Below are 20,540 nucleotides of genomic sequence, written 5' to 3'. Positions count from 1 at the left end.
TATGTCACAGCCCACTAAAGGACATAAGTTTGTCGAGGCGCCACAACTCACTTCCAGTGAACAACGCAAAATTGATCAAAAAATTGAGTTTGAAACAGCCAAGTCATTTCACAGCATGGTTAAGCTGGGTGCTTTTGCCAATATTTTTGGTGCTCTTCTTTATGTTCTTGCAATCTATAGCTCGACACGTCCGATATTAATCATTTCTTGGTATATCCTTCTGGTGATTGCAAATTTGCTCAATGTCTTATGGGCTCTCCGTTTTGAATACAGCCATATAACCCACAAAGAAATCATTAAATGTCGACAAGGATTTCTCTACATCGTCATTTTAATCTGCCTGATATGGAGCAGCATTGGCATTTTGTTTATGAATGATGGTATTGATCAAAAAATGACTACGGTTATCTTCTTGTCCGCGGTTTTGATTTGTTTTTCCTTTTCCACCGCACTTGATTTAACCATGGGAATCGTCAGTATTGTGTGTTTACTCACCCCTACACTTTTATATCATCTTTATTTAATCATTGATGTATCTCACTCCAAGGTCAACAACGTCAGTACTTCGATTACAGGTGCATTTTTAGTACTCGGAATATTTATGCTCATTGCTTGCTTTGTTGGAAACAGGATTATTTTAAAATTATTTCGTTTGGGTTATGAAAACGCATTACTTAGTCGTAAACTGGAAAATATGAATGCGTCCTTAGAGCAACGGGTCAAAGAGCGCACGGACGCATTAGAGAAGTCACTGAAATTAGTCACCTACCAAGCAACACATGATTTATTAACTGATTTACCTAATGAGCGTTTACTTTATGATCACATTCAAGGTGTCACTGAAAGAGCAATTCGCGATCATCAAAAATTTGCCATTGCTTGCTTTTCATTAAACAATATGATGAAAATTAATGACAGCATTGGCCATCAAGCTTCTGCAACTATTATTCATCGCATTGCTCAGCGTTTCGCTCATCTTGCGGAAAAGAATAAAAAATATTTTATTTCATTGTTACGTAAAGATGTGTTTGTTATTTTAATTAATCCAGTCATGGATGCATTAGAAATCGAAGAGTGTACCCAAGATTTATTTGTTGTATTAGAAAATCCTGTCTATGTTGCCCAACAAGAATTGAACTTAACCGCAAGTATTGGTCTCAGTGTATTTCCCTCTGATGGTAGAGATGTAGATACGTTAATTACGAATGCAGAGGCAGCTCGTACACTAGCAACCGAGCGTGGAGGAAACAGTATACGCATTTTCAATACAGTGATTACTGCGGATGCCTCCAGACAATTAAATATTGAAAACCACCTCTATCATGCAATTGAAAACAACGAACTCATTTTAAATTATCAGCCATTTATTGATTTGAGAACTGGAACTGTTTGCGGTGCAGAAGCTTTACTCCGTTGGAAGAGCCCGATTTTAGGATTGCTTTCTCCAATGGAATTTATTCCTTTAGCAGAAGCAAACGGCATGATTCTGCCTATTGGTGAATGGGTTTTAAGTACTGCATGCAAGCAGCTGAAGAAATGGCACAACAGTGGATTTCAACTAGCGATGTCGGTTAACTTGTCAGCAAAACAATTAATACAACATGATGTGGTTGAGCGTATTGGGGAAATTTTAAATAAACTAAAACTTTCTCCCAAGTATCTCGAATTGGAACTGACAGAATCTAATGCATTTCAAAACGAAGCCATTCCAATTATTAATAAATTTACTGAGATGGGTATCGCCCTGGCCATTGATGACTTCGGTACTGGTTATTCAGAATTCGGAAATCTGAAGTTATTCAAAGTGAATAAAATAAAAATTGATAAAACCTTTATTCAAGATATTGAAGTCAGTATCGACAGTAGAAATATTGTAATTAATACCATTGCATTGGCACATCGGATGAATATTGATTGTCTGGCAGAAGGTGTAGAAACGCTAGAGCAAATTAAATTTTTAAAAGAAAACGGATGTTACATAATGCAAGGTTTTTACTTTAGTCAGCCTTTAGATACTAAAGATTTTACTGAATTTTTAAAGACTCATTCCAAAAATACCTACACAGCCCTGACTCATTGGTAAACATCATACCCTAAAAGCAATCGAAGCCTGGGTGCAGCGCAAATCGCTAATAGAAGATGACATTATCAGGGAGTATTGATAGCATGATGCAAGTTAAATGAATTGACTCGGCAAATGGAAGTTGCTCATGCAGAATATTGTTCATGTAGTACAGAATAGGGCGCAAAAACATCCTCATCAAAAAGCTATTTTCTATTTAGAAGACGGTGAACACAAAACCGCAGAACTTACTTTAGCTGAATTGGATCAGCAAGCAAAAATTATTTCTACGCATTTACAAATCCATCAAATAACAGGCAACCGCGTCATTCTTCTTTATCCAACAGGAATCGAGTTTATAACGAGCTTGCTGGGATGTTGGTATGCTGGTGTGATCGCAGTGCCAATACCTTGCCCTAAAATGGATGAATTTACAAAACATGAGGCATTCCTGAACGCCATTGCTGAAGATGCCGATATTGCTGCTGTATTAAGTCTGTCTCCATACCATTCAAGTATTGAATCAACTCTAAAAAGAAAAGTACCGATATTGACCACTGATGTGCTCAAGACCCAATCAACCAGAGCGGTTCAATCAATTTCTATCAATGACGACACCATAGCCTATTTGCAATATACCTCGGGCTCAACTTCTGCCCCTAAGGCAGCAATCATCACGCATGGAAACCTGCAGCATAGTTTGCAAGAAACCATTAAGGTGTGGCATTACACTAAAAAGAGCGTCACTTTGACCTGGGCTCCTCATACCCATGTATACGGGTTAGTATGCGGAATATTGGTACCACTCTATCACGGAACACCCGCTTTTATTGTACCCCCATCTGCATTCATCAACAGACCGATTACCTGGTTATCTGCTATTTCAACATATCGTATAACACATAGTGGTTGTCCCAATTTTGGTTATGACATTTGTGTGCGCGACATTAAAGAAGAAGAGCTTTCTCGGCTTAATTTAAAACACTGGAACGTGGCAATCAATGGTGGAGATATTGTTCAATATCAAACACTTATTGATTTTTTTTCCAAATTCCACTCCTGTGGTTTTCAATTAAAGCAATTTTGTTCCGCATACGGTATGTCTGAATTATCTGGCGCAATCGCAGTGACGTCTTTTGGGTGCGAACCTCATTCCCTATCACTTCAAGATGATGCGAATCCCCTACAACGACGATTGGTCAGCAGTGGTAAATTATTAACGGGATTGCAAGCAATTGCTGTTGATCCAGAAACAAAACAGCCCGTTGCTGCCGGGGAAACAGGTGAAATTTGGTTATCCGGCAAATCACTGGCCCTTGGTTATTGGCGACGTCCTGATGAAACTCAAACAGTATTCAATGCAACTGTACCTGGCAGTGATCTTCGCTATTTTAAAACCGGAGATCTTGGGTTTATCTTGGATAACGAAATTTATTTAACTGGAAGATTAAAAGAGGTCATTGTTATTTATGGAAAAAAATATTATCCACTTGATTTGGAAATCACCGTCGCACATGCACTTTCCGAATTCCAGATAAAACTCCCCCAAGTAGCATTTTCTACAACGCATGGGGATAAAGAAAAAATTATTATTGTGCAGGAACTGTCCGAAGAAACACCTCCATCACTATGGCCTGAAATCAAGAATGTGATTCGTCATGCCATTACCAAACATCATGGTGTGGAAGTTCATGCAGTAGTTTTAAGCCCTAAAGGGGCAATTCCCAAAACCGGTAGTGGCAAGCTGCAACGAAAAAAAGCTCAATCATTATTCAATGAGCAAAATCTTGCCGTATTAACCCAGGATTTATCAGAAAAGCGCCCAGGAAATCAGCGTGCAAACGGCGACAAGGAAAATCAATTCATAACTCTGGTAGCCGATGTACTGAAAATAAATGAGAACGAAATCGACTTGGATGCCCCCCTGAGCCGATATTCCTTTGATTCAATTAATATCATTCAGCTCACAGCCTTACTTAACGAAACCTATCAGCTCGCTTTATCTCCCGCAGCTTTGTATGAATATTCTACTTTAGACGAATTTTATACGGATTTATTAGATAAAAAAACTAAGGAGTCCGTATCGGATGAGGTAAAACAATTCATTAAGGAAACAAACGACATCGCCATTATTGGAATGAGTGGCGTTTTTCCGCAAGCACCCGATGTGGATACCTTTTGGGATAACTTATGTCAGGGAAAAGATTGCATCAGTGAAGTGCCTTTATCACGCTGGAACTGGCAAAATTTAACCGTACGCTGGGGTGGTTTCATTGATCATGTCGATCAATTTGATGCAACGTTCTTTAATATCTCACCTCGCGAAGCAGAATTAATTGATCCACAACAACGACTCTTTTTACAAACCGTTTGGAAAACAATTGAAGATGCAGGATATACCTCGTCCACCCTTGCAGCATTGAAAACAGGATTGTTTGTAGGTGTATTTAATCATGATTATGCCGAATTGTTGCAAAAAAATGAGGTAATGGATGCCTATCTTACGACGGGCACCATGAACAGCATGATTGCCAATCGGATATCCTACATTTTAAACTTGCGTGGACCGAGTGAAACAATTGATACGGCCTGCTCCAGTTCTCTGGTTGCTGTTCACCAGGCAGTCCATGCGATTTTGCACGATGATTGTGATCTTGCACTCGCAGGGGGAGTTAATACTTTAATTACTCCTACTTCCTTTATTGCAGCGAATCAAGCGGGTATGTTAAGTGAAGATGGACGTTGCAAAACTTTTGATAAAAACGCCAATGGGTACGTACGCGGTGAAGGTGCAGGTGCCATTTTATTGAAAAAATTAACTCAGGCATTGCGCGATGGTGACCACATCTATGGGGTAATCAAAGGAACAGCAGTGAATCATGGCGGGCATGTTAATACGCTGACTGCACCCAATCCAAATGCCCAAGCAGAAGTTATCATTGCTGCATGCCAGCGCGCGCAAGTACCCATCGACAGTATTCAATACATCGAGACCCATGGCACCGGCACGCCACTCGGTGATCCCATCGAAATTAATGGCTTAAAAAAGGCGTTTCAACACTTGGCAGTAGAACAGCACCTCGAAACCTTGCCAAAGCAGTACTGTGGATTAGGCTCAGTAAAAACAAACATTGGCCATTTGGAATCTGCAGCAGGAATTGCGGGAGTCATTAAAACTCTGCTCGCTATGCGCCATGAGATTTTACCCGCGAATTTGCATTTCAATGAATTAAATCCTTATATTGAAATCGAGAACAGTCCATTTTATCTCCTTGATAAAACAACTAAATGGCCAAAAGCAGCAGATACCCCCAGAAGAGCGGGAGTAAGTTCATTTGGTTTTGGCGGTGCAAATGCTCACATTATTCTTGAAGAAAGTCCAGAGCGCACACACGCTCCATCCCCTAATCATTTCTCTTATCTGATTTGCTTATCGGCAGTGACAATTACCGCTTTGCAGCAACGAATTGCGGATTTACTCAACTGGCTGAATCAGCAACAGGATTTACCAAGTCTGGCTTCACTCAGTTATACCTTAAATGTGGGCAGACACCATTTTGCCAAGCGTTTTTGTGTCATCGTGCAGTCGGTCGCCGAATTAAAGGAGCAATTAAACTCTATTCTATCCAGCGAAGATCTGGAGCAACATTTACTTGCGTTAGGGTCATCCAATACACATCATGATAGCCCAGCTGATATAAATCAGGTTCGCGACCATTATCTACAGGGAAAATCGATTGATTGGAGCATAATCTATGGTAATTACCAGGAAAAAATATCACTTCCTGCTTACCCATTTGCCAAGGAATCTCATTGGGTTCAAATCAATAATAAACTGCTTTTCAAACTCGATGAAAATATATCAACTTTTTCCGCCTCTGTTTTTAGTAAGCAATTTTCAGGAAATGAATTTTATTTGTGTGAGCATCGAGTCAATGATGAACCCGTATTACCTGGCGCTGTGTGCTTGGAAATGGTACGTGTTGCAGCCTGTCTGGCTGCAAATAATCAACACGTAGCTGCTCTAAGCCATCTTACCTGGAAAAAACCGATAAAAACTTCGGATTGGTCCAATCCACTGCATGTCCGTTTAGTTCCTGAAACTGATAGTGTTTCATTTACCATCACGAATAAAGATGCGACCGTTTGTTATGTCAGCGGAGACATTCATTATCAGGACTATTCTCCCGATAGCCACCATAGTTCACTTAACATTCAGGAATTAAAATCAGTATTACCTCATACTCAAGATCCTGATGCCATTTATACTTATTTTAAACATGCAGGCATAAGCTATGGTCCGAATTTTCGTGTTATTCGGAGTCTTCATTTTAATGAGACTCATCTTTTGGCAGAACTTACCCTGCCCTCCTCTTTTCCTGTCCAAAACAATGAATTTATAGTACATCCTTGTTTGTTCGATGGAGTGTTACAAACAACCCAGGCTTTGCTTAAAAATCGTGACGTGCTTTATCTGCCTTTTTCTATTTCCCAGGTGGATATTTATAAGCCTCTGGCAAATACCTGTTATGTATATGCCCAGCTGATTTCTGCTGTAGATAATCAGCATATGCCCGTTTTTAATATTCAAGTCACCGATACTGAAGGGACTCTCTTGTTGGTGATTACGGGGTTTACCTTAGGAACGGTACATGAGCTTATTCAACCTGAGGCAACTGTCGCCTATTATTCTCCTGTATGGGTTGCTCAACCTGTGCATTCGACAACAGGAAAACGCCCAGACTCCATACTGATTCTAGGAAGTAATGATCAGCTAATCCAATCAATAAAAGAACTCTTTGCGGATCACACCACAACGTGCCAACGAATACAAAATTCTCATTTTGCTATCGATTCGTTGAGCGACTCTATTATTCTTGCTCTGGAAGAATTCGATGAACCTCTATTTTCGCTTAAAGAAATCCAAAAAAACCTGGATCAAACCTATTATCTGGTTCATACGTTGGTCACCCAAATCAGTCAATTAAAACCTAAAAATCCAGTCCAATTAATTTGCATCGGTAAAGGACCTTCTCTTTTTGCGCGCGCTTTAGTTGGATTTGCAAAAAGTCTGCATCAAGAGCAATCCAATATTTCATGTCGTTTTATTGAATTGCATGATCTGAATCTGCTGGCAAGGGAATTAACCCAAAATGAAATTGAAGTGCGATACGATCAAGAGAATCACCGCTTTATTCGACGTTACGAACCCCTCCCTTCAATATCAGCAACGCCAGTTCTCAAAAAGTCAGGGGTTTATTTAATTACTGGCGGAATGGGAGGCCTGGGTTATTTGTTTGCTTCGTATTTGGCAGAACAGTATCAGGCCAAAATCGTATTAACCGGTCGTTCCCCTTTATCTGAGCACTATCAAAAGCAAATTGCAGAATTAGAAAAGCACAATGCTTCAGTGGTTTATATACCTGCTGATGTCTCATCCTACGAGGAAGTCCAAGCGCTTATTCGAAGTACTAAAGAGCATTTTGGCGCGATTAATGGAATTATTCATGCTGCGGGCCTTACCCAGGATGGATTTATTGTAAATAAAACAGTGTCCGAAATCGCAAAGGTTTTAGCACCTAAAATTTACGGCGCCAGCAATTTACATGCTGCAACACGTAGCGAGGCTTTAGATTTCTTCATCCTCTTTTCATCCGTCGCAGCCGTATTTGGTAATATGGGACAAAGCGAATATGCTTATGCCAATTGCTTTCTGGATGAATTTGCTGATGCAAGGGAAGAGCAAAGAGCATTGGGCCAGTGCTTTGGTCATACGCTTTCAATTAATTGGCCGCTTTGGGAGGAAGGAGGCTTGCAGATTGCTCCTGAATACCAACACGTGCTGGAGCAAACTTTAGGTATCGTCAGTTTATCAACGCAACAAGGATTTAACGCATTCTTACAAGTATTACAGAATAATCTCGCAAATTGTGTTGTTCTTCCAGGCTATCAACAAAAACTCCTGCGCGCATTACAGAATAATTCAGTGCTAAAATACTCGATGACGTCTCAACTTCCGGTAATCAATTCAAATTTACGTACACATGAGGACTCGAGCACCGTATCGACGAAGCAATTCGCCTCTGCAGTAGAGTTTCAAAAGAAGTCTATCGAGGATTTTTTGAAAAAAATACTGGCTGAAACTTTAAAGTGTTCACCAGAGCATATCGATAGGAATTTGCCTTTTGAACATTATGGCATTGATTCGTTGATGATCATTCAACTCAATCAACGTTTGGCCAATGAATTCAGGGAACTACCCAAAACACTATTTTTTGAATATCAAAACTTGGCTGATTTAGCTGAATATTTTATGGATCATTATGCCCATGAAATAATTCAACGCATACCTGATGTTGCAGTAATGAAGAGGAACTCCTCAGTCCAGCCCTCGGTAATCACTCCCAAACGTCTTAGTGTTACCCAAAATCCATCAAAATCGCAGGATATCGCCATTATTGGGATGAGTGGGCGTTATCCCGAAGCTCAGGATTTGGCCGAATTTTGGCACAATCTGTATGTAGGGAAAGACTGTATTCGCGAAATACCCAAGGAACGATGGGCCTTAGAGGACTATTTTGATGTAGATCAAGAGAATCCAGGTAAAACATACAGTAAATGGGGCGGCTTTTTGACGGATGTGGATCAATTTGATCCCCTGTTTTTTAATATATCACCGCGCGAAGCCGCGTTGATGGATCCGCAGGAACGATTATTTTTAGAAACTGCATGGAAAACCGTAGAAGACGCCGGATATGCACGTGACGCACTAGCCGGGAGAAAAGTTGGGGTCTATGTTGGCGTAATGTATGGACAGTATCAGTTGTTTGATAGGGAACCCTCTGATTCCAGTCAATTTATCCCAACGAATTCGGTATTTGCTTCAATCGCCAATCGCGTGTCCTATTTTTTTGATTTTCATGGTCCGAGTATCGCGCTGGATACCATGTGTTCTTCTTCGCTTACAGCAATCCATTTAGCCTGCCAAAGCATTCGTGAAGGCGAATGCGAGATGGCCCTTGCCGGAGGAGTGAATCTTTCCCTGCATCCCAACAAATATCTCTTGCTAAGCCATGGAAAATTTTTAGCACGTGATGGGCATTGCCGTAGTTTTGGTGAGGGTGGCGATGGTTATGTACCGGGTGAGGCCGTTGGCGCAATCCTGCTAAAACCCCTAGATAAAGCGCTTGCTGACGGTGATCTTATTTATGCAGTGATTAAAGGCAGCCACCTCAATCATGGGGGAAAAACAAACGGTTACACCGTACCTAATCCTAATGCCCAAGCAGACTTGCTTGCTGAAACCTACCAAAAAGCCAACATTGATCCAGCACAAGTCAGCTATATCGAAGCACACGGCACCGGAACGTCACTGGGCGACCCCATTGAAATTGCCGGATTAAATAAGGTATTTGGTCAAAGAGAAATGCAGCAATACTGTGCTATTGGTTCTGTAAAATCCAATATTGGTCACTGTGAGTCTGCTGCAGGGATTGCCGCAGTCTCCAAAGTGGTCTTGCAATTACAACATCATACCCTGGTACCCTCTCTTTTTTCTGAACCCTTGAATAGCAACATCAATTGGTCTACAACGCCATTTCGTGTACAGCACACCGTCAGTGAATGGCAACAACCATTACCCAATGCCCCACGAATTGCCGGAATCAGCTCTTTTGGTGCGGGAGGTGCTAATGCTCATCTGATTTTATCTGAAGCCCCAGAGACATTATCTGCACTAACAGGGAATAAATCACATTACTTGCTGACGGTATCTGCCAAGACCGAACTTGCATTAAATCAACGCCTGGATGATTTAGTGATTTGGTTGAAAAACAACCCATCAGCAGAACTGGAGCACCTCAGTTATACATTAAATACGGGCAGAACTCATTTTGAATGTCGTTGCGCTATGGTGGTCAGTTCACTCGAGGAAGCAATTCGCTGTGTGCAACAATTTAAAGCACAACAACAGCCCCCTCAATTGGTTCTCCAAACCAATGGAGCAAACACCTCTGAAACCAGTCTATTTATCCTAATGCACCAATTGGCTCAACCTTCTCAATATAAAGAAACGTTACTGGCGCTGGCCAAACTCTATGTAGAAGGCCAAAATCTGGATTGGCAGAAAATCCATGCCGGTGAATCCAAGAAAAAGATATCCTTACCTACTTATCCTTTTGCCAAGGAACGTTATTGGTACTCGGATGTGGACCAATGCAACACAACTCAAGAAAGACAAACCCACGTGACAGAAATGCAAAATGCACTCATCGATAAACTAAACTCTTTTCTTAATCGGCAAGTAGTCCAAATATTGAAAATGACCCAGCACCGAATTGCACTAGAAAAAAATCTTGGTGAGTATGGGATGGATTCGGTCCATTTTATTGAGTTGGCTAAAAAGATTGCTGAACACTATCAAATCGAGTTTACCCCTGCCATCTTCTTTACGCACAGCAGCGTGTGTTCCATCAGTCAATACCTAATGAACCAATTTCCGGAAGCCGTAGCCAAAGCACATCATGAAGCAGCACAATTGCCCATTCATGTTCCTACGCTAAAACCCAGACGCATAGTAACAGATGGCGCTGAATCAATTGCCATTATTGGCATGCAAGGTCTTTTCCCACAATCCGACGATCTTGCTGCGTTTTGGCAACATTTGCTCCAAGGCCATGATTTAGTGACCGAGATCCCTATAGAACGTTGGGACTGGCGTGATTATTACGGAAATCAAACACATCAAAGTCATTCCAAATGGGGCGCTTTTATCAACAACGTCGATCAATTTGATGCAGGATTTTTTAATATTTCCGCCCGCGAAGCACATCTCATGGATCCACAACAACGGCTTTTTTTGGAAATTGTCTGGAAAACCATTGAAGATGCTGGCTATGACCCCTTTGCATTATCCTCACAGAACATTGGTGTTTTTGCCGGCGTTGAGTTTAGCGAATATCAGACCTTAATTGCCAAACAACAAAAAGAACACCATGGTTTTATCGCCACCGGTAATTCACACAGCATGATTGCCAATCGTGTCTCCTACTTTTTCAACTTTCAAGGCCCCAGCGAAGCCATTGATACCGCATGTTCAAGCTCATTGGTTGCAATTCACCGTGCAGTACAAGCAATTCGTCATGGCGAATGCGATTTGGCTGTTGCAGGCGGCGTAAGCCTCATATTGAGCCCCGATACCCTAGTGGTCACCAGCCAACTAGGCGCCTTATCTGCGGAGGGTCGCTGTAAAACTTTTGCTAAGACTGCAGACGGCTATGTTAAAGGAGAAGGAGTAGCCAGTATTTTGCTGAAACCCTTAAGGCAAGCTCAAGAAGACGGGGATCACATCTATGGCGTCATTAGAGCCTCCGCAGTAAATCATGGCGGCAAAGCACAATCGTTGACTGCGCCCAATGCAGCAGCACAAAGCGAGCTATTGATTCGCGCCTACACCCAAGCCCAATTTGCTGCGGATACGGTAACTTATATTGAAACCCATGGTACAGGGACATCCTTAGGTGACCCTGTGGAAATTGAAGGTTTAAAATGTGCGTTTGCAACCTTACTTTCATCGGAAGCCAAGCAAAACTCAATTGCCTTAGGTTCTGTAAAAACGAATATTGGTCATTTAGAACCCGCATCGGGAATTGCAGGAATGATCAAGCTGATTTTGGCCATGACGCATGAGACCCTCCCGGGTATTTTGCATTTGCATGAATTAAATCCCTATATCAATTTAACCGATACGCCGTTTTACATTGCCAAAGAGACCCAAACTTGGCAGCGCATCCAAAATGAAGCTGGAGAGGATATTCCATTGCGAGCAGGAGTCAGCTCATTTGGGTTTGGTGGAACCAACGCCCATATCATTCTCGAGGAAGGCCGCCCCCATCAGAGAATGGCTGAAAACCGGCACGCCAAACCTTTTTATTTAATCACCCTTTCAGCCAAACGTCAGGAAAGCATGCAGCAAAAAATAGTGGATCTGCACCAATGGCTTAAGCAAAATAAGGAAACAGTTTCCCTGCCTTCACTGAGTTTTACACTCAATGTTGGGCGTGCGCATTTTATTTACCGTTGTGCCCTAGTGGTGGATTCTCTCGATACGTTATCGAATGCGTTGACCTCATTAATCAACCATGAAATTCCCGAATATTGCATGATAAATGAAGGTCAAACCTGGACGATTCAGGGGCCTGCATTTGATGAAGTATATCAGGCAGCAATTAAAGCCTTAGTTCAGCCAGAAAATTCGGATCAATATCGTCATAAATTATTTATTCTGGCAGATTTATATACGAAACATTATGTCATTGACTGGCACCATGTGTACCACGGAGAAAAGATAAACCGTTTGGGGTCGTTACCTGCTTATCCATTCATCAAACAACGTTACTGGTATGATTTGGAATCCGATTTCATGCCTATGCCACAAACATCTATGAGCGTGACGTGCCGTGGCTTGTCCACGGCATCCATGGATCCCGCGTACAAGACGCGAGGTGTGGGTTCTACGATAAATCATCAACAAACCCTGATGTATTTACAGCAAATCTTCGCAAAACAATTAGGTACCTCTCCTGAACTCATGTACGCAGATGAAACCTATGAGGTTTTTGGAGTAGACTCCTTGATTGGCTTGGAAATTACCAATCGATTGGAAAAAGAGTTTGGCTCCTTACCTAAAACATTACTCTATGAACGCAATCGATTAAATGATTTAGCACACTACTTGCTCAAAAATTATAAAGAAAAATTATCCACACTGGTGTTCGAAGGCAAGACCCTGCCATTAGCAACAACACCCCTTGAAGTGGAACCGGTTAAACCCCTAACCTCTGCACTCAAGGTAAGTCGCTCATCTCGTGATATTGCCATTATCGGGTTAAGCGGCACGTTTCCTAAGGCCAATTCCATGGATGAGTTTTGGCAGAACTTAAGTTCTGGACGCGACTGTATCAGTGAAGTTCCTGCTGATCGCTGGAATTATAAAGAGTACCCTGTAGTGATTGGAGGCGAAGAGCACTATTTCCCCCATGGAGGTTTTATTCCTGATATCGATAAATTTGATCCTCTGTTTTTTAATATTTCGCCACGCGATGCGGGACTTATGGATCCGCAAGAACGCCTGTTCATGCAATCCGTATGGTCCACCTTGGAAGATGCAGGCTATACCCGTGACAAATTAAAACGTAAAGCTCAAAATTCAGTCGGCGTCTTTGCTGGGGTGACTTATAATTTTTACCCATTATTTATCGCGGAAGAGTGGCAAAAAGGGAATCGAGTGCCCCTGGATATTCAATCGTTTTCAGTAGCAAACCGGATTTCTTATTTCCTTGATGTAAACGGTCCAAGCTTTGTTGTCGATACAGCATGCTCCTCCTCCTTGGCGGCAATTCATTTAGCGTGTGAGAGCCTCTTACGTGGTGATTGTGTCATGGCGATCGCTGGTGGTGTTAATTTGTCATTACACCCCAGTAAATATCACTTCCTGGGCAGTTTTAATTTTATGTCCGAACAAGGACGTTGTGCGAGTTTTGCTGAAGGAGGAACCGGTTATGTGCCTGCAGAAGGAGTTGGCTCGGTATTATTAAAGCCTTTAGCTGATGCAATTGCTGATAATGATAGGATTTATGGCGTAATTAAAGGAAGTAGTATGAATCATGGAGGCAAAACCAGTGGTTATACTGTTCCCAATCCTAATGCCCAGGCTGCTGTAATTCTCCAAGCTTTAAAAAATGCCGATATTGACGCACGAACAGTCTCTTATATCGAAGCGCATGGCACAGGGACCGCATTGGGAGATCCCATTGAAATTCGCGGCTTACAAGATGCTTTTGAACACTATACCGAAGACAAACAATTTTGTGCGATTGGTTCGGTCAAATCCAATATTGGACACCTGGAATCCGCAGCAGGCATCTCGCAATTGGCCAAGGTACTGTTACAAATGCGTCATCAAAAATTAGTACCCACATTACATAGCACGCAATTAAACCCCTTTATTGATTTTCAAAATTCACCTTTCTATGTTCAGCAAGAACTAAGTGATTGGCAACCCGATAATAATTCGCCGCGACGTGCTGGAGTGAGTTCCTTTGGGGCAGGCGGTGCCAACGTGCATATGATTATTGAAGAATATGTCCCCTCAATCAAACCCCAAAGCACACTCAATAGCCCCTACATTTTCTTATTATCTGCATTAAATGAAGAGCGTTTGGCACTACAAATACAGCAAATGCATCGTTACGTGCAGCAAAATAGCCCTACACAAAATAAAGAATGGCTCCGAGATGCGTGTTTTACCTTACAAACAGGGCGAGAGCACATGGCGGCACGCTGTGCGGTCATTGTAACAAACACTGACGAATTACTTGCGGCCCTGGCCAACTATCCTCATAACAATGGCCCCAACATCTGGGTAAATCACGCGAGTCAAAGTAACCACCAAGCGGCTACCCACATCGAGGAACTAATCAGCAATCAGCGCTATGAAGAATTAGTTCAGCATTGGATTAATGGGGCAAAAGTGGATTGGGAACGATTATACAAACACGTACCCAATCTTATTTCTTTACCTACTTATCCATTTACCAAACGACGCTGCTGGATCCCTACAAAAGAGGTAGAAACACTTCCTATAGCTCAGCCAATGCTGCAACCAATGATTCAACCTCCTGTTGCCACTACAGAACAGGTTGATGTCCAAGATTGGCTTTACATCACGCAGTGGGAGAAAAATCCGCAAACGGCTCAACCTGCATTAATTAGACCTCTTTCCAAAGGAAAATGGCTTATATTCTGTGAACCGGAGTCAGTACCTGCATTAAAGCAGGAACTTGGTGAACACGCGGGGATTTATTGTTTTGCTCGCAATCAATTTGCGTCAATTCATGATCATGAGTACACCATCAATGCCGCACAAAAAACAGATTATGAGCAGCTTTTTGCAACAATTCATGCCCAACACGAGGACAATTTAATAGGCGTCATCTATTTATGTTCTGCGCTTGCCCCTAATGAAGAAAAAAATGCCGACCCAAGTCTGGCATTACTCTATTTATTCCAAGCGATGGTACAGCATTCTTGGTCGTATCAATTAACCTTTTGTCTTGTATCGCAATTGGCGCAGCAGGTTAATCCCGTGGATACCCTCAACATCTGGCAACATCATCTCTGGTCCATGACCCGTATTTTTGCCGCCGAACAAGCAAAATACCAGGCTTTATTGCTTGATTTGGATGCAAATGAAAACAGAGAGCAAAATGCCAAAATCCTGATTAAGGAGTTAGAGCTTTTCCAAACCCAACAAAATCATGTTGCCTACCGTGCTTCCGAAAGGTATACCGTTCGTTTCCTTCCTCATAAGCTACCGCAAAATCAGGAGGTGATTCCTTCCTGGGAAGCGCCTGCTGCTGCATTGATTACTGGTGGCTTGGGGGCTTTAGGCTATGAAGTAGCGGAATTTATTGTAAGTCAAGGAACCCGCTTTGTTTTGCTTACCGGAACAACAGAACTCTCGCCACATACGCCGGAAAAAAATACCTGGCTCCGCCAGTTGGAAGCAAAAGGAGCACAAGTTCGATACGCTGCGGTGGATGTTGCGGATAAAGAACACATGCGCCAAATCATCGAAGAGACAGAAAAAGCCTGGCAACAACCTATTGACGGCGTTTTTCACTTGGCAGGGATCACGACAGATAATGTCACTATTGAGAATATGAATGACACATTATGGCGTGATGTACTCCGCGTAAAAATACACGGCTCATTAGTCTTGCATGAACTCTTTTTACAGACTCATGTATCTTCTTTCGTACTGTTTTCTTCCATTGCGGCAGTCCCCCATTTTGGTATGGCTGGGCTCAGTGCTTATGCCGTGGCAAATGAGTTTATGAGCGGTCTTGCCTTATATCGTCGTAGTGTGCAATTACCCGCATCCAGTATTAACTGGGTCGCTTGGTCAGAAAAAGGAATGAGCCACAGGCACAATCATGATGCGTTTTTAGATGCTGTTGGAATGGCCTCTCTAAGCATTAAAGAAGGAATTGCTTTATTTAATACCTTGCTGAAACTCAATCCAGCTGAAATTACTGTTTGCAACATTCAATGGAAGAAGTTTTTACACGTGAATGCCTCAGCCAAGCAACTTGATTTCTTTACCCATTTTGTTGCCGAATATGCCTCAAACACCCAAACAGCATTCGTTTCTTCATTGAATCAGGAAGAAATTACTGCATTAGTCTTGAATTGCTTTGCCTCGGTATTAGGACTAGAAGTCACTGAAATTGATAGAGAAACACCTTTCCAACAGTACGGAATGGATTCCATTACGGGCATCGATTATACCGAACAACTGGGTAAGCATTTCCCTGATGTAGTCGCACCGATGGATTTATATCGCTATCCTACTCTAAGCCAATTAACTGATTACATTACCCAACGCGTGCAAATTAACTGTGAGCCAGCTCCTGCGCCGCTTTTTAATGCGGAAGGAAGCATTGATCTGGATCAATTAAATGATGCCCAACTTAATGAATTGCTTGAGTTGGAATTAAAAGAATTAGAGCTGACTTATGAATGATACAACTACTTTAAAAAAATCATTGTTAATGATCCAAAAACTCAAGAAGCTTTTACATGAGCAGAATGAAAAATTATTTGATCCCATTGCGATTATTGGAATGAGCTGTCGCTTACCCGAAGCCCATAATCCTCAAGAATTTTGGGAATTATTATGCCAAGGCAAAAATGTCATTTCACCAATTCCTGACACACGTTGGGAGCTTCTGCAAGGAACTCGAGAAATGGCACAACGTGATGTTAATTTGCCTTATTGGGGTGGCTATTTACCCCAAATTGACGCGTTCGATGCGTATTTTTTTGGTATTAGTCCACGTGAAGCAATGCGCATGGATCCACAACAACGCATTTTATTGGAGGTATCCTATGAATCGCTCGAAGATGCAGGTTTAACCGTTGATGCCTTAGCTGGCTCCAATATGGGTGTTTTTTCCAGTTTGTATGCAAGTCAGTTTAGCCACCTGCAAAAATTGGATTCAGATATGGATGCTTTATTTATTCCTACAGGAAGTGCCATCAGCATGGCAGCAAATCGTTTGTCGTATTTATTCGATTTGCGCGGCCCCAGTCTGGTATTAGATACTGCGTGTTCGTCTTCGCTCATCGCCATTCAATTAGCGTGTTTCAACCTGCACGCAAAATTATGTGATACCGCCTTAGTTAGTGCGGTGAATATCAACCTATTGCCTTCCATTCATTCAGTTTTAGCCAAAGCAACCATGCTTTCTCCTACCGGACAATGCCATACTTTTGATGCTAAAGCAGACGGTTACGTGCAAGGAGAAGGAGCAGGCGCCATTATTTTGAAACCGCTTACCAAGGCACTACAGGACAAAGACAAAGTCTATGCAGTAATCACTGGCGGCGCAGTAAATCAAGATGGTAAAACAAACGGCTTAACTGCGCCTAACGGCTTGCAGCAAGAACACCTATTAAGAGCAGCTTATCGAGCAGCCAAAACAGATCCTGCTCATGTTTCCTATATCGAATGTCATGGAACAGGCACATTCCTTGGCGATCCGATTGAAATTCAAGCCTTAGGCGAAGTGATCAGCAAAAATCGCAGTACTGATAAGCCGTGCTGGATTGGCTCAGTTAAAACCAACATAGGTCATTTGGAACCCGCTGCAGGCATTATCAGTGTGATTAAAACGGCTTTAACCTTAAAAAATGGTTTGATTCCTCCTCATCTTAACTTTAACCAGGCCAATCCCCATATTCCGTTTGAACGTTATTCCTTGCAGATTACCAATCAACCGGAACAATTACCCAAATACAGCGATGTCGGTATTGCTGGGGTGAGTGGTTTTGGTTTTGGTGGTGCTAATGCACATCTTGTATTACGCGAACTCGCTCCAAATGAACAGCCCATTTTTACCGAGGGAATTCCCAGAGATAACGAGCTATTTACCCTTTCTGCAAAAGAAAAATCTGCATTATCTGCTTTGATTGTTCATTGGTGTGATTATTTAAAGAATAATCCAGAAGCAAATTTGGCACAGCTTTGCTATAACCTCCATATCAGGCGATCTCATTATGCACAACGCTTAGCAATCATTACTGATTCAATTGCAGATCTTTACCAAAAACTGGTTGCGTTGCGTACCAATCCAGATACCCAAAATGAGTTTGTATTTAGCAATCACGAGCAAAAAAAATCGACTACAGCTAACCCAATATCTGAGTTTTCCACGTTGGATTTGCCTGCTTTAGCAAAAAATTATGTCACCCAAGCGCAGATTGATTGGAAAAAATATGAAGAAGAACGTTCTTATGCACCCCTGGATATGCCGTCTTATCCGTGGCAACACAAAAAATATTGGCCGACCCTAGAGCAAAACATTAATGAAAGAACCAATACAACCTATCCTCTGCGGGGTAAAGTTCTTGCTTCACCTTTACCCGGACGACAGTTTGAATTTGTCTTTGATACACAAGTAATGCCTGAGGTTCAGGATACCTTTTATGTTTTGCATGCAGGTTATTATCTGGAAATGTTAGCGTATGCAACCAAGCAATTAGCGCAAAAAGCTTCTTTTAAAGTGCAAAACCTCAATTATTTATCACCCATATTAGTTCTGGATGGGAAAACCATTTTGGTACACCTGATTATCCAAACAGATGAAGAAGGTGTATTATCATTTCGCTTTTACAGCAATGATGGCAAAGAACCTTGGATAGAACATGCGACCGGTACTTTGAGCCTAAATCATTCAACCGCCTGCAATCCATTTGAAACCAAAAATGAGCTTCTGCAACGACTCTCTGTCTCAGGGACTATGGAGCTATTTTATAACCGAATAACAGGCATGGGCATGCCCGCCGGTGATACGATTCGTTGGGCGCAGCAATATTGGGCAAATAAGGATGAACTGTTTTGTGAGTTGCGTGCCCCCAAACCCTCAGAGCGTGGGAAACACTTTGTAACTCAAATGCATCCAGGCATTATTGATGCCTGCATTCAGACCCTCTTTTTATTGTTGCCCAATCAATTCACCAAGCCCTATATTGCATCGCATATGGGCACTCTTGAGTTTTATGGCTCAGAAGAAGATCAAAAATATATATACACTGTATTAAAAGAACTGCATCCACAAGGGAAATACATCATTGCTGACTGGTATTTGCTGGATAAAAACCATGCTGTGATCGCTGCATGTCATGATCTGCGCATGACCGTACTCAATGATACACTGCAAATTAACCAGATTATGGAGATTCAATCCCAGTTCCAACTCGATTTATCTTTGCCTTATGAGGAGTGTCAAAACAAATTGACTCAGTACTTAACGGAGCAATTTGCGATGATCTTTTCAATGCCGCAAAACGACATCCAACCCTTCCAATCCTTGCATGAACTAGGAATGGACTCACTCATGGCGCTGGCAGTGATCCGCATCATCGAAACGAACTTAGGCATCACTTACTCTCTGCCCTTGATGATGCAGGGTCCATCCATTAATGAAATTGCTGAGTATGTATTAGCAAGCCAGTGGTCAGGTTCCCAACAAGAATATCCTGCACCACAAGCTCATTTTGATAATATTTGGATCGCCAATCGAAAAATACAAGAGAGCGCGCAAGTACGTTTATTTTGTTTTCCTTATGGCGGTGGCGGTGCTTCAATTTATCGCGAATGGCAGCAGGAGTTTCCCGATTTCATCGAAGTGTGTCCCATCCAATTACCAGGAAGGGAAAATCGAATGGAGGAACAACCACTTGCTGACCTCGATACTTTGGTTTCCATGTTAGCCAATCAGCTTAAACCCCAATTTAATTTGCCTTTTGCTTTTTTTGGTCATAGTTTTGGATCACTTATTGGATTTGAGCTGAGTCGCTATTTACGTCGTCACCATCTGCCGCAACCTACACATCTTTTTGCCTCAGCATACCCCGACCCGCGTATTCCCTCCAAAAGTTTGGATAACTTGTTGGCAAAACTGCAGCAAATGAATATTAACTTATTTGATTTAAACGCAGAACGAATCAGTGAATTAGACGACGAACAATTAACAGCCTTATCTATAATATTTAAAGAAAACGGCATTGTTGATTACAGCGATGAACGAATGAACAAAAGCATTATCAAAGTCTTACTGCCGATTTTTATCGGTGATATGAACATTGTAAAAAGCTATGCTTATCGTGATGAAACGCCTTTAAAATCAAGTATTACCGTATTTCTAGGCAAACAGGATACCTGGGTCTCTCCAGAAGATCATTTAGGGTGGACTGCTCATTCATTAGAACATTGTGACTTTCAACACTTTGATAGTGGACATCTTTTTATAAGAGAAAAAGAAATAAGACTACAAGTAATTCAAAAAATTACAGAGAAGCTTCTGCATTTTAATAACGCGGAATTTGAAGTCTAAAAGTGGTTAATCTATTAGCT

Annotated in this window: 3 protein-coding genes; all 3 read left to right on the top strand. The window is 41.8% G+C overall.

Annotated elements, in window-relative coordinates; genetic code table 11:
* Position 1: 1 nt before the first annotated feature.
* Entirely contained in the window at positions 2 to 2,083 is a 2,082-nt protein-coding gene (locus tag Lani_RS03700; RefSeq protein ID WP_019234498.1) for a putative bifunctional diguanylate cyclase/phosphodiesterase, read from the top strand.
* Positions 2,084 to 2,210: 127 nt separating this feature from the next.
* Positions 2,211 to 16,646 carry an SDR family NAD(P)-dependent oxidoreductase gene (locus Lani_RS03695; protein ID WP_058388403.1) on the top strand — a complete coding sequence of 4,812 codons (14,436 nt, stop codon included), beginning with the start codon at positions 2,211 to 2,213 and terminating at the stop codon, positions 16,644 to 16,646.
* Positions 16,639 to 20,520, top strand: coding sequence for a beta-ketoacyl synthase N-terminal-like domain-containing protein (locus Lani_RS03690; RefSeq protein ID WP_058388402.1), 3,882 nt, complete (start codon positions 16,639 to 16,641; stop codon positions 20,518 to 20,520). Before Lani_RS03695 ends, Lani_RS03690 begins: the two co-directional genes overlap by 8 nt.
* The last annotated feature ends 20 nt before the right edge of the window (positions 20,521 to 20,540 follow it).

Source organism: Legionella anisa (genome assembly GCF_001467525.1).
Lineage (GTDB): Bacteria > Pseudomonadota > Gammaproteobacteria > Legionellales > Legionellaceae > Legionella > Legionella anisa.
The sequence above is the reverse complement of the archived record's forward strand: the minus strand, read 5'-3'. Positions and strand labels throughout refer to the sequence as shown.